At 58.6% G+C, this 12,362-nt stretch carries 14 protein-coding genes; 13 read left to right on the top strand and 1 reads right to left on the bottom strand.

All coding sequences use genetic code 11. The annotated features are described in order from the left end of the window. Nucleotides 1–36: 36 nt before the first annotated feature. From G5168_RS08510 to G5168_RS08500, 3 genes are read left to right on the top strand one after another with little or no spacing between them, the layout of a single operon-like run. Nucleotides 37–402: a hypothetical protein gene (locus tag G5168_RS08510; protein ID WP_216954529.1), complete on the top strand. Its 366-nt coding sequence runs from the start codon at nucleotides 37–39 to the stop codon at nucleotides 400–402. Continuing rightward, nucleotides 389–1,321: a transcriptional activator NhaR gene (gene nhaR / locus G5168_RS08505; RefSeq protein WP_042030739.1), complete on the top strand. Its 933-nt coding sequence runs from the start codon at nucleotides 389–391 to the stop codon at nucleotides 1,319–1,321. The genes G5168_RS08510 and nhaR overlap by 14 nt, the downstream gene beginning before the upstream one ends. 51 nt (nucleotides 1,322–1,372) lie before the next feature. Then, nucleotides 1,373–1,675 carry an ArsR/SmtB family transcription factor gene (locus G5168_RS08500; RefSeq protein ID WP_208737689.1) on the top strand — a complete coding sequence of 101 codons (303 nt, stop codon included), beginning with the start codon at nucleotides 1,373–1,375 and terminating at the stop codon, nucleotides 1,673–1,675. Nucleotides 1,676–1,723: 48 nt separating this feature from the next. Here the strand turns inward: G5168_RS08500 and rpsT are convergent, their stop codons facing one another. Beyond that, on the bottom strand, nucleotides 1,724–1,987 hold the full coding sequence (gene rpsT / locus G5168_RS08495) for a 30S ribosomal protein S20 (protein WP_005308808.1): 264 nt from the start codon (nucleotides 1,985–1,987) through the stop codon (nucleotides 1,724–1,726). Between the two features lie 191 nt (nucleotides 1,988–2,178). On the opposite strand from rpsT, the gene murJ reads away from it, so the two are divergent. From murJ to G5168_RS08445, 10 genes are all read left to right on the top strand, one after another. Further along, complete coding sequence (gene murJ, locus G5168_RS08490; protein ID WP_201908813.1) at nucleotides 2,179–3,744, top strand: murein biosynthesis integral membrane protein MurJ; 1,566 nt, start codon at nucleotides 2,179–2,181, stop codon at nucleotides 3,742–3,744. 141 nt (nucleotides 3,745–3,885) lie between these two features. Next, nucleotides 3,886–4,860, top strand: coding sequence for a bifunctional riboflavin kinase/FAD synthetase (gene ribF / locus G5168_RS08485; RefSeq protein ID WP_033114075.1), 975 nt, complete (start codon nucleotides 3,886–3,888; stop codon nucleotides 4,858–4,860). Then, the gene (ileS, locus tag G5168_RS08480; RefSeq protein WP_421252078.1) at nucleotides 4,860–7,721 is read left to right on the top strand and encodes an isoleucine--tRNA ligase; all 2,862 of its coding nucleotides are present in this window, start codon (nucleotides 4,860–4,862) and stop codon (nucleotides 7,719–7,721) included. Before ribF ends, ileS begins: the two co-directional genes overlap by 1 nt. Further along, nucleotides 7,721–8,218: a signal peptidase II gene (gene lspA / locus G5168_RS08475; protein WP_005340447.1), complete on the top strand. Its 498-nt coding sequence runs from the start codon at nucleotides 7,721–7,723 to the stop codon at nucleotides 8,216–8,218. Before ileS ends, lspA begins: the two co-directional genes overlap by 1 nt. Next, nucleotides 8,215–8,667, top strand: coding sequence for an FKBP-type peptidyl-prolyl cis-trans isomerase (gene fkpB / locus G5168_RS08470; RefSeq protein ID WP_005341354.1), 453 nt, complete (start codon nucleotides 8,215–8,217; stop codon nucleotides 8,665–8,667). Before lspA ends, fkpB begins: the two co-directional genes overlap by 4 nt. Next, entirely contained in the window at nucleotides 8,667–9,602 is a 936-nt protein-coding gene (gene ispH, locus G5168_RS08465) for a 4-hydroxy-3-methylbut-2-enyl diphosphate reductase (protein WP_227341909.1), read from the top strand. The genes fkpB and ispH overlap by 1 nt, the downstream gene beginning before the upstream one ends. Before the next feature lie 255 nt (nucleotides 9,603–9,857). Further along, entirely contained in the window at nucleotides 9,858–10,361 is a 504-nt protein-coding gene (gene tppE, locus G5168_RS08460) for a type IVa pilus pseudopilin TppE (RefSeq protein WP_100646794.1), read from the top strand. Then, entirely contained in the window at nucleotides 10,358–10,771 is a 414-nt protein-coding gene (gene pilV / locus G5168_RS08455) for a type IV pilus modification protein PilV (protein WP_100654571.1), read from the top strand. The genes tppE and pilV overlap by 4 nt, the downstream gene beginning before the upstream one ends. After that, nucleotides 10,768–11,868 carry a PilW family protein gene (locus G5168_RS08450; protein ID WP_227341910.1) on the top strand — a complete coding sequence of 367 codons (1,101 nt, stop codon included), beginning with the start codon at nucleotides 10,768–10,770 and terminating at the stop codon, nucleotides 11,866–11,868. The genes pilV and G5168_RS08450 overlap by 4 nt, the downstream gene beginning before the upstream one ends. 11 nt (nucleotides 11,869–11,879) lie before the next feature. Continuing rightward, nucleotides 11,880–12,356, top strand: a complete 477-nt coding sequence (locus G5168_RS08445; protein WP_123173790.1) for a pilus assembly PilX family protein — start codon at nucleotides 11,880–11,882, stop codon at nucleotides 12,354–12,356. Nucleotides 12,357–12,362 lie beyond the last annotated feature (6 nt).

Below are 12,362 nucleotides of genomic sequence, written 5' to 3'. Positions count from 1 at the left end.
AAACAGGCATGGTTACTGCTCTTCTTGGTCAGTCCTATGGGATTAGCTGGCGGGTTTGAAGAGTGTCGACAGGAGGCTGGTTCGGCCAGCTGTTCGGCCTATCTCAACGGGGTGGTGGAGAGTGCTCTGATGTTGGGGGACAAGCAGGCTAAGGCTCGTTTCGGCGAGACCTTCTCCGAGCGGGCGCTGAGCAGCCGGGCTGGCGAGATGGTCAAGCGTTCCAACAAGCGTTATTGCGCTGACCGGATGCCGGACAAGGCACGCCTCAAGGCCAGTCTGATGGAGCAGTTTGGCGCGAACAAGGTTGACTCGGTCAGCGACATGTATGACATTCTGGCGGTTGAACTCAGCTGCTACCGGAGTCCGCGTCAAGCGGGAACCCCATCGGATGTCACACCTTAACTACAACCATCTCTACTATTTCTGGATGACGCAGAAGAAGGGCTCTGTCACTCAGGCGGCAGAAGCCCTTTTTTTGACCCCGCAGACGGTGACCGGTCAGATCAAGCTGCTGGAGCAGCGTTTGGGCGGCAAGCTACTCAAGCGCAAGGGTCGCACCCTTGAGGCCACCGAGCTGGGTCAGCTGGTGTTTCGCTACGCCGACAAGATGTTCAGCCTCTCCTACGAGATGCTTGATATCGTCAACTATCGCAAGGAGAGCCAGATCCTGTTCGACGTCGGCATCGCCGATGCCCTCTCCAAGCGTCTTGCCAGTCGCGTGCTGCTCTCAGTCATCCCCAACGATGGCTCCATCCACCTGCGTTGCTTCGAATCGACCCACGAGTTGCTGCTGGAGCAGCTGAGCGAGCACAAGCTCGACATGATCCTCTCCGACTGTCCGGTGGATTCCAGCCAGCATGCAGGCTTGCTCTCCAAGCGGCTGGGCGGCTGCGGTGTCAGCTTCTTCTGCAAGGCGCCGCTGCCATCGCTCCCTTTTCCGGCCTGTCTTGAAGAGCGCAAGCTGCTCATTCCTGGGCGCCGTACTGCCATGGGGCGCCAGCTGACCCAGTGGTTTGAACAGCAGGGGGTCTCCCCCAGCATCCTTGGCGAGTTTGACGATGCGGCGCTGATGAAGGCGTTTGGCTTCTTCAATCAGGGTATCTTTATGGCCCCCACCATCTATCGGGAGGAGATCCTCGAAGGGGAGGGGGTGATGTTGCTGGGTGAGACCCAGGATCTGATGGAGGAGTACTACGTCATCTTCGCCGAGCGGATGATCCAGCATCCGGCGGTAAAACGGGTATGTGAGAGTGATTTCACCTTCCTCTTTGCCGGGGAGGAGAACTTCTCCGCCATCCAGCCTGCGTCCCTGTCGTTTTAAAACGGCGCGTCACCACGTATCATCGGCGATGATTGGCAGAGGAGAGATGTGATGCAACTTGAAGAGATGGAAGCCAGTGCGGGTCAGGCGGTTGCCCTGCTCAAGGCGCTGGCCAACGAGCGGCGGCTCTTTATCCTGTGCCATCTGCTGGAGCGGGAGCTGTCGGTGGGGGAGCTCAACGAGCGGTTGGGATTGAGCCAGTCTGCGTTGTCACAGCATTTGGCATTGCTGCGGCGCGATGAGCTGGTCAACACGCGAAAAGAGGCCCAGACGGTCTACTATTCGCTGCGCAGCCACGAGGTGCGCGAGATGATCACCTTGCTGCATCGACTTTACTGCAGCACAGATAAATAAAAAACCGGCACTAGGCCGGTTTTTTCAGCTTTTATCAGCAGAAGCCGATTAAGCCATAGCTTTGATCTGGGCAGACAGGCGGCTCTTGTGACGAGCAGCTTTGTTCTTGTGGATCAGGCCTTTGGTCGCCATACGATCCATGATCGGCTGAGCAACAGCGAAAGCGGCAGTCGCGGCAGCTTTGTCGCCAGAGGCGATAGCAGCGATGACTTTCTTCAGGTAGGTACGGGTCATGGAACGACGGCTGGCGTTGTGCTGACGGCGTTTCTCTGACTGAAGAGCGCGCTTCTTAGCAGATTTGATGTTAGCCAAGGTAAAACTCCTAAAACTGTCTTAGCGAGTGTATTGAAAAGGCCCGGAAATATGCCTTCCCAACCACATATTGTCAAATGATTTGTGCAAATAAACACCGCCCCCCGGTGGTGTGTCAGATGGGAGACGGTTAAACTGTCGGCCGATTCTAGCAGCATTCTTTTCATTCTGACAGTTCCAGAGGCCTCGTCTTGAGTAAGAAATTGATCAAATCCGGAATTATTGTGTCCGGAATGACGTTGGCATCCCGTGTGATGGGCTTGGTGCGCGATGTGGTCATCGCCAATCTGCTCGGTGCCGGGGTTGCCGCAGACGTCTTCTTCTTTGCCAATCGCATTCCCAACTTCCTGCGTCGTCTGTTCGCAGAAGGTGCCTTCAACCAGGCCTTTGTCCCCGTGATGACCGAGTACCGGAAAAAGGGCGATGAGAGTGAAGTGCGTGAACTGCTGGCTGCGGTGGCGGGGACTCTCGGCGGGATAGTGACCGTGGTCACCCTGCTCGGGGTGCTGGGCTCCGGCGTGCTGACCGCCCTGTTTGGCTGGGGCTGGTTTTGGGACTGGCTCCATGGCGGGCCGGCTGCCGAGAAGTTCGAGATGGCGAGCCTGATGCTCAAAATCACTTTCCCCTACCTCTGGTTCATCACCTTTACCGCCATGGCGGGTGCCATTCTCAATACTTTCGGTCGCTTCGGGGTCTCCTCCTTCACCCCGATCTTTCTCAACATCACCATGATCGCCGCCGCCTGGTGGATCTCGCCCTGGCTGGACGATCCCGAACTGGCGCTGGCCATCGGTGTCTTCCTCGGTGGTCTGGTGCAGTTCCTGTTCCAGTTCCCGTTCCTGCGCCAGATCAACATGCTGGTGTGGCCCAAGTGGGGTTGGCACCATCCGGGGGTCGTGAAGATCCGCACCCTGATGATCCCGGCGCTGTTCGGGGTATCGGTCAGCCAGATCAACCTGTTGGTCAACACCATGCTTGCCTCGTTTCTGGCGACCGGTGCCATCAGCTACCTCTACTACTCGGATCGCTTGCTGGAGTTCCCGCTCGGCATGTTCGGCGTTGCCATCAGTACCGTCATTCTGCCGGCATTGGCCAAGAAGCATGTGGATGCCGATCCCGCTGACTTCTCCCGCACCATGGACTGGGGGGTGCGGATGGTGATGTTGCTCGGTTTGCCCGCCATGGTGGGGATTGCCGTGCTGCGTGAGCCCATCCTGCGGGTGCTGTTCATGCGCGGCGAGTTCGGCTTGCATGAGGTGACTATGTCGAGCGCCAGCTTGCTGGCATCCACCTCCGGTTTGCTGTCGCTGATGTTAATCAAGGTGCTGGCGCCCGGTTACTACGCCCGTCAGGACACCAAAACGCCGGTACGGATCGGGATGATCTCTATGGCCGCCAACATGGTCTGCAACCTCCTCTTCATCTATCCGCTCGGTTACGTGGGGCTGGCGCTCTCGACCGCCTGTTCGGGCACGCTGAACGCAGCCCTGCTGTTCAAGGGACTCCATCAGCAGAGCGTCTACCGGCCTTCCCGCCACACCGGGATCTTTTGCCTCAAGTTGCTGACGGCGAGCCTGCTGATGGGGGGCGTACTCCTCTACCTGTCGCCAGATCTGGCCCAATGGGGAGCATGGAGTATGGGCAAGGCGAGCCTGCAGCTGACCATGTTGCTGGTGCTGGGTGGTGCCATTTATGCCGGAGTCCTGCTGGCACTGGGGATCCGGCCAAGAGATCTGAGAGCTGGTCGTGAAGATTGATCCATATCCGAGGCTTGAAGGTGCCAAGTGAGTTGGTATTTCGGCCCCGAGAGCTGAAATCGGGGCCGCAACAGGGCTGACCCTGATGGCCGCCTGATATATAATCCGGCGATTTCGACAGCAGCAACGCACAAGGCAGCGATGGAGCTTATTCGCGGTATTCACAATCTCAAGCCCCGTCACCGGGGATGTGTATTGACCATTGGCAACTTTGATGGGGTTCATCAGGGTCACCATGCGGTACTGGCACGTCTCAGGGAGAAAGCGGCCCAGTTGGGATTGCCCGCCTGCGTCATGCTGTTCGAGCCGCAGCCGCTGGAGCTGTTTGCCGGTAGCGAGGCGCCGGCGCGCCTGAGCCGCTTGCGCGAGAAATATGAAGCGCTCAAGGGGCTGCAGATCGACCGCATGCTCTGCGTACGCTTCAGCCACCGCTTTGCCAGTCAGGCGGCTGCCACCTTCATCGAGCAGTTGCTGGTCGAGAAGCTTGGCGTGCGCTATCTGGTGGTCGGCGATGATTTTCGCTTCGGCAAGGGGCGGGAAGGGGACTTCCACCTGCTGGAGGCGGCGGGCCAGCGCTTCGGTTTCGAGGTGATCAGCACCCAGAGCTTCCAGCTATCCCGTCAGCGGGTCAGCAGCACGCTGGTGCGCGAGGCACTCAAGGCGGGCCGCATGGCGGAGGTTGAGCTGATGCTCGGCCGTCCTTATGCCATCAGCGGCCGGGTGGCCCACGGCGACAAGCTGGGGCGCACCATAGGTTTTCCCACCGCCAATCTGGCCCTCAAGCGCCAGGTAATCCCGGTCGGTGGCGTGTTTGCGGTGGAAGTGATATGTTCCGGCAAGACCTTCCCCGGTGTAGCCAATGTGGGTGTACGGCCGACCTTGAGCGGTACACAAGCCAGATTGGAAGTACATCTGTTTGATTTTTCTGGTGACCTTTACGGTCAACAGGTCAAGGTGCTGCTTCGCCACAAGCTGCGCGAAGAGCAGAAATTTGACTCTTTCTCTGCCTTGAAAGAGCAGATCGAACGAGATGCCCTGGCGGCCCGAGCCTGGTTCGGGCTGCCGCAATTTCATTTACCCAGCACTCTTTTAGAAAAGAAGGGAACCCAGGACTGATGAGCGACTATAAACACACCCTGAATCTTCCGGAAACCGAGTTTCCGATGCGTGGCGATCTGGCCAAGCGCGAACCCAACATGCTGAAACGTTGGTACGATCAGGATCTCTACGGCGCTATTCGCCGCGCCAAAGCGGGCAAGCCTTCTTTCATTCTGCACGATGGCCCCCCCTATGCGAACGGCAACATTCACATCGGTCACTCGGTCAACAAGATCCTCAAAGACATCATCATCAAGTCCAAGGGCCTCTCTGGCTTCGATTCCCCCTATGTGCCGGGTTGGGATTGCCACGGTCTGCCTATCGAACTGAAAGTAGAAGGCATGGTCGGCAAGCCGGGCGAGAAGGTTTCCGCTGCCGAATTCCGCGCCGAGTGCCGCAAATACGCCAAAACCCAGATCGAAGCGCAGAAGACCGACTTCATCCGTCTGGGCGTGCTGGGTGACTGGGAACACCCCTACCTGACCATGGATTTTGGCACTGAAGCCAACATCATCCGCTCCATGGCCAAGATTGTTGAAAACGGCCACCTGCACAAAGGCTCCAAGCCGGTGCACTGGTGTACCGATTGCGGCTCCGCGCTGGCTGAAGCCGAGGTTGAGTACTACGACAAGAACTCCCCCTCCATCGACGTGCGCTTCAAGGCCGTCGACGAAGCTGCCGTTGCCGCCAAGTTTGACTGCGCCGAAGGCCACACCGGCAAAGGCACTCTCTCTGCCGTGATCTGGACCACTACCCCGTGGACCCTGCCGGCCAACCGCGCCATCGCCATGCACGCCGATCTGGACTACGCACTGGTGCAGGTTGAAGGGGAGAACCCCGAGCGTCTGATCCTGGCCGCCGAGCTGGTCAAGGACGTGATGGACCGCGCCGGTATCGAGCACTACCACAACCTGGGCTACGCCAAGGGTGCGGCTCTTGAGCTGCTGCGCTTCAACCACCCCTTCTACAGCTTCGATGTGCCGGTGGTGCTGGGTGATCACGTCACTCTGGATGCCGGTACCGGTGCTGTTCACACCGCCCCTGGCCACGGTCAGGAAGACTTCGTGGTCGGTCAGAAGTACGGTCTGGAAGTGGCCAACCCGGTTGGCAGCAACGGCGTCTATCTGCCGGATACCGAACTGTTTGCCGGCCAGCACGTATTTAAGGCCAACGCAGCGGTTGTCGAGGTGTTGACCGAGCGTGGCGCCCTGCTGCACCACAAGGTGTTCAACCACTCCTATCCACACTGCTGGCGTCACAAGACCCCGATCATCTTCCGTGCCACCCCGCAGTGGTTCATCAGCATGGAGCAGAAGGGTCTGCGTAAGCGCGCGCTGGAAGAGATCGAGCGTATCGAGAAAGAGGGCATTGCCCAGCACGGTCAGAGCGGCTGGGTGCCGGCCTGGGGTAAAAACCGCATCCAGGCGATGGTCGAGAACCGTCCGGACTGGTGTATCTCCCGTCAGCGTACCTGGGGTGTGCCCATCTCCCTGTTCGTTCACAAGGAGACTCAGGCACTGCATCCGGAATCTGTACGCCTGATGGAAGAGGTGGCCAAGCGGGTCGAGCAGTCCGGCATCCAGGCCTGGTGGGATCTGGACAAGGCCGAGCTGCTGGGTGCCGATGCAGACATGTACGACAAGGTGCCTGACACTCTGGACGTCTGGTTTGACTCCGGTTCTACCCACGCCTCCGTGGTCGATGCCCGTCCCGAGTTCAACGGCAAGCCGGCCGACATGTATCTGGAAGGTTCTGACCAGCACCGTGGCTGGTTCATGTCCTCCCTGATGATCGGTGTGGCCATGAAAGACAAGGCTCCCTATAACCAGGTGCTGACTCACGGCTTCACTGTGGATGGTCAGGGTCGCAAGATGTCCAAGTCCATCGGCAACGTGGTGAGCCCGCAAGACGTAATGAACAAGCTGGGTGCCGACATCCTGCGTCTGTGGGTAGCGAGCACTGATTACACCGGCGAGATGACTGTCTCCGATGAGATCCTCAAGCGCTCTGCCGATGCTTATCGCCGTATTCGCAATACAGCCCGCTTCCTGCTGGCCAACCTGAACGGCTTCAATCCGGCGACCGACATGGTGGCACCTGCCGACATGGTGGTGGTGGATCGCTGGGCTGTGGGTCGTGCCAAAGCGGTACAGGCCGAGATCATGGCGGCATTCGACGAGTACAACTTCCACGGTGTAACCCAGAAGCTGATGCAGTTCTGCTCCATCGAGATGGGCTCCTTCTATCTGGATGTCATCAAGGATCGTCAGTACACCGCCAAGGCTGACAGCCTGGCCCGTCGCTCCTGCCAGACAGCCCTCTATCACATCGCCGAGGCCATGGTGCGCTGGATGGCGCCGATCATGAGCTTCACCGCCGATGAAATCTGGGCACTGCTGCCGGGTGAGCGCGGCGAGTTCGTCTTCACCGAAGAGTGGTACGACGGCCTGTTCGGGCTGGAAGCGGGTGAAACCCTCAACGACGATTTCTGGGCCGAGATCCTCACCGTGCGTGGTGAAGTGAACAAGGCGCTGGAAGTGGCCCGTGGCGAGAAGCGTATCGGCGGCTCCCTGCAGGCCGAGCTGACCCTGTTCGCCAAGCCGGAGCTGGCTGCACGCCTGAATGCCCTGGCTGATGAGCTGCGCTTCGTGCTGCTCACCTCCAAAGCCAATGTGGTTGAGGCTGACACTGCGCCGGAAGGCTCTGTGGCGACCGAGCGTGATGACCTGTGGCTGAGCGTGGCCCAGTCTGCTGCCGCCAAGTGCGACCGCTGTTGGCACCATGTAGAAGATGTGGGCACCATCGCGGGTCACGAAGAGATCTGTGGTCGCTGTGTGACCAACGTTGAGGGTGACGGCGAAACTCGTCAATTTGCCTGATGAACATGACTCAACATAAAAGCGGCCTGCGTTGGCTGTGGCTGGCAGTGCTGGCCTTTGTACTGGACCAGGCGAGCAAGCTCGCCGTGGTCAAGTTGCTGCCATTTGGTTACCCGGGGGTGGAGATCACCCCCTTCTTCAATCTGGTTCACGTCTACAACAAGGGGGCCGCATTCAGCTTTCTGGCTGATCAGGGGGGCTGGCAGCGCTGGTTCTTCGCGGTGCTGGCTTTTGCCATCTGTGGATTGCTGATCCACTGGCTGCGCAAGCAGTCGGTGACCCAGCGTTGGAGCGGTATCGCCTATTCACTCATCATCGGCGGCGCCCTTGGCAACGTCTTTGATCGACTGGTGTTGGGCCATGTGGTCGATTTCCTCGACTTCTACTGGCAGCGTGCGCACTGGCCGGCATTCAATCTGGCCGACAGCTTTATCTTTATCGGGGCCGCCATGATTGTGCTGGACGGTTTCCGTGGTGAGAAAAAGGAGCAGGCATGAGCCAGCAGATCACCGCTAACAGCAGCGTGCTGTTCCACTTCTCCATCAAGCTGGAAGATGGCTCGGTTGCCGACAGCACGGCGCTGCACGGCAAACCTGCCCGCCTGCGGATGGGCGATGGCAGCCTGACCCCCACCTTTGAGCAGTGCCTGCTGGGGCTGAGCGAAGGGGAGAGCAAGAGCTTCACGCTGGCGCCGGAAGAGGCCTTTGGTCTCTCCAATCCCGACAATATCTACCATCTCGACCGTGCCAAATTTGGCGCCGATGTGGAGCCAAAAGTCGGCACCATCATCCTGTTCGATCAGCCCAATGGCAGCGAGCTGCCGGGCATTATCCGGGCGGTAGCCGGGATGTCGGTGACGGTCGATTTCAACCACCCGCTGGCCGGTCATACCGTCACCTTCGAGGTGGAGATCCTGGGCGTTGATGATGAGGAGAAGGTGCATTAATGGATATTCTGCTCGCTAACCCTCGCGGTTTTTGCGCCGGTGTCGATCGTGCCATCAGCATTGTCGAGAGCGCGTTGGAGAAGTTCGGTGCCCCCATCTATGTCCGCCACGAAGTGGTGCATAACCGGTATGTGGTGAACAAGTTGAAAGAGGCGGGCGCTGTCTTCGTCGAGGAGCTGGACGAGGTGCCTGACGACAGCATCGTCATCTTTTCTGCTCACGGCGTGGCCAAGACAGTGCGCGAGATGGCCAAATCCCGCGCCCTCAAGGTATTCGATGCCACCTGTCCGCTGGTGACCAAGGTGCACATGGAGGTTCATCGCGCCAGCCGCAAGGGCTCCGAGGCTGTGCTCATCGGCCACGCCGGTCACCCCGAGGTGATCGGGACCATGGGGCAGTACGAGAATCGCGAAGGCGGCATGTATCTGGTGGAGACGCCTGAAGATGTGGCCAAGCTCAAGGTGAAGAACCCGGATGACCTCTGCTTTGTCACCCAGACCACCCTGAGCGTGGATGAGACCTCTGACGTCATCGATGCGTTGCGCAAGCACTTCCCCAAGATCCAGGGGCCGCGCAAGGACGATATCTGCTACGCCACCCAGAACCGTCAGGATGCGGTGCGGGAGATGGCAGGGCTGGTGGACGCCATGCTGGTGGTGGGGTCTCGCAACTCCTCCAATTCCAACCGTCTGCGCGAGCTGGCCGAGAAGGTGGGCGCCAGAGCCTATCTTATCGACGATGCGTCGATGATTGAGGCGAGCTGGCTGGAAGGGGTGAAGGCGATAGGCGTCACTGCCGGCGCATCCGCCCCCGAGGTGCTGGTGCAGTCCGTGATTGCCCGCTTGCGGGAGCTGGGAGGCAAGGTGGTCGCCGAGCATCCTGGCCGTGAAGAGAACGTGGTGTTTGAAGTGCCGCCAGAGCTGCGGATCCTCTGATCCCTCTCATCTCGCTGGATGTCGGTTTATTGCCAGAGCCACCTCGTTGAGGTGGCTTTGTTTTTTTTGGCTCTAACGAGTCCTATTTTCATGTTCGCAACCAGATTGCAGCGAAAATTGATGATGCAGCTCGAACTTTTGCATTGCCGGGATTGAAACACCAAGTGCCCGGCATAGACTGCCAGCAAGCCCTTACTCTGGCTTAGCACACATGGAGTGTGTCTGTCCTCCTGGAACAAATCAGAGCGAAACAGGATGTTTTTGCGTTCAGGTTTTAGCCTTATCGAGCTTATGGTCACCATAGCGCTCGTCTCTTTGTTACTCACGTTGGGGGTTCCTTCCTTCAACGCTTTGCTGCGCACTATTTCTCTCAATACTCAGGCTAACAACTTTGTTGCGGCCATCAACCTTGCCCGCTCAGAAGCCATTCGCCGCAACACGGTAGTGACCCTCTCCGCCTCTGCCGATAACCTGACCCAGCATCACTGGGAGGCTGGCTGGCAGATCTGGGTCGATGGCAACGGTAACGGCATACTGGATAATGGTGAGTTGTTGCGAGGCTTTCCCGACATGGGGGGCGGGGTATTGAGCAGCAATACCTCCCTGCTGCGTTTTAATAGCGAGGGTTTTCTTGATGGCCGCACTCCGTTGGCACGGGTATTTTCCCTGCGTCCTGATGAGTGTCGAAATGAGCCCTCCCGTGATATCAACATCACAGTGGCTGGTCGCCCTTCCATTACCGAGGCTAGCTGCCCATGATGCGAGAACGGGGTTTGTCACTGCTTGAAATCATGATCTCGGTACTGGTGCTCTCCATCGGTATTCTGGGCATGGCGACTCTGCAACTGCAGGCTCTCAAGAGTAACCAGTCGGCGCTGACGCGTACCGAGGCGACCCAGTATGCATACATGATCAACGACATGATGCGGGCTAATCGCAGCGCGGCTCTGAACGGGCAATACAATATCGACTTGGGCGAAACTGTCTCGGGTAGCTCTATGGCGGTTCAGGATCTGCAACACTGGAAGCGGGTCGTAGCCGAGCTACCAGGTGGCGATGGCGCCGTATCGGTCAGTGCCGGAAGGGCCACCATCACTATTCAGTGGGATAGCAGTCGGCTGTCGACTGATCCTGCGTCGCGCAGCATGATCCTGAGGACGGACCTATGAGCAGGAGCGGTTTGCCGCTACACCAGCACGGGATCGGCTTGGTCGAGGTGATGATCGCCTTGGTGCTCTCGCTGATAACGGTGGGTGTCATGATTCAGGTGTTTCTCGGCAATCACAAAACCTATCTCACTGGCGAGGCCATTGCCCGGGTGCGGGAAGATAGCGGATTTGCCACCAATCTGCTGCAAAAAGAGCTGCGTATGGTGGGCTATCAGGGGTGTCTCAGCAAACAGGGGGTCAATATCACCAATACCCTCAATAACAGTACGGCACTGCCCTACAACTTCACCACCTTTTTGCGTGGTTACGACAATGTGACGTCCACTTTGCCAGCCGAGCTGTCTGCTCTGTTCAGCGGTTCCGAGCCCAGACCCATGCCGGGTAGCGATATCCTGTTGGTTCAGGGGCCGGTTGGGGTTGGGGTTCCGCTCAGTCGTGATAATCATAACAGTGCCGCCCAGCTGTTTGTGCAGCAGCTATCCAGCAAGGCCGACTATTGTGGTTCCGGCGCACAGGGTTATAGCGATCTGTGCGAGGGAGATATCGTCATGGTCTCCGACTGTCAGAAGGCCAGAATATTTCAGGTCTCCAAAGTACAGGGCGTGGCAGGGGGGCGTGAGGTCAATATCGTCCACTCCAATGACAACAAATATACGCCAGGCAATGCCAGCAGTTCCTGGGGGGGGGCCAGCAGCCCACCCGAGGAGCGGTTTGGTCTTGGCTCGGTCGTGAACAGGGTGGAAACCCGTCTCTACTATATCGCCCGCCCCTCTGCCAGCAGCCCCTACGCGCTTTATCGCAAGAACGGGGTGGCTGCAGGTATGCCCCTTATCGAAGGGGTGGCCAATATGCAACTTACATTCGGCGAGGATCAGAACCGGGATCGGGCGGCAGATCGCTATGTGAGCGCCGCCAGCAATCCAAACTGGAACAATGTACTGGGGATTGGAGTACAGCTTCTTATGCGCAGTAACCAAGGCAATGTGGTGTCGTCTCCGCAGGCCCTTAGCTTTGCCGGAGCCACCTTCCGGGCGACCGATCGCAACTGGTACTGGGTCGCCGAAACCACAGTTGCGCTGCGCAATCGGCTACCTTGAGGAGCCCAGTCATGATGGATCGACAGCAGGGGATGGCGCTGGTGATCAGCCTGATTTTTCTGGTCATGGTGAGCCTGCTGGGTATGGCCAGTATGCGTGGGGCGCAGTTGCAAGAGAAGATGGCGGGTAACCAGAAAGAGGCGCTGCAGGCATTGCAGGCGGCAGAAGCGGGCCTGCGCGCTGCCGAGCGCTATATCGAGGCTGGCAACTCGGGTCCCTATGACAACAGCGCGGGCCTGTATGAATTTATCGACACCGCGGTGGATCCTGCCTCCCCTTCGACCGCTTGGCGTACCTATACCAACAGTGGTCTGGCGGGGCGCGCTCCCGAATACTTTATCGAACGGTTGCCCTATACCCAGGGGGGGAGCGAGGATCTGGCAGTCGATGAGCCCATCAGTGAGCGTCGTCTATATCGTATTACTGCAAGGGGATTTGGTCTCTCTGACGAGAGCCGGGTGCTGTTGCAATCGACCTATAGTCGCTAGGAGGCG

Source organism: Aeromonas sp. 600724 (assembly GCF_049175135.1).
GTDB lineage: Bacteria > Pseudomonadota > Gammaproteobacteria > Enterobacterales > Aeromonadaceae > Aeromonas > Aeromonas veronii_A.
This window is presented reverse-complemented; position numbering and strand designations above follow the sequence as displayed.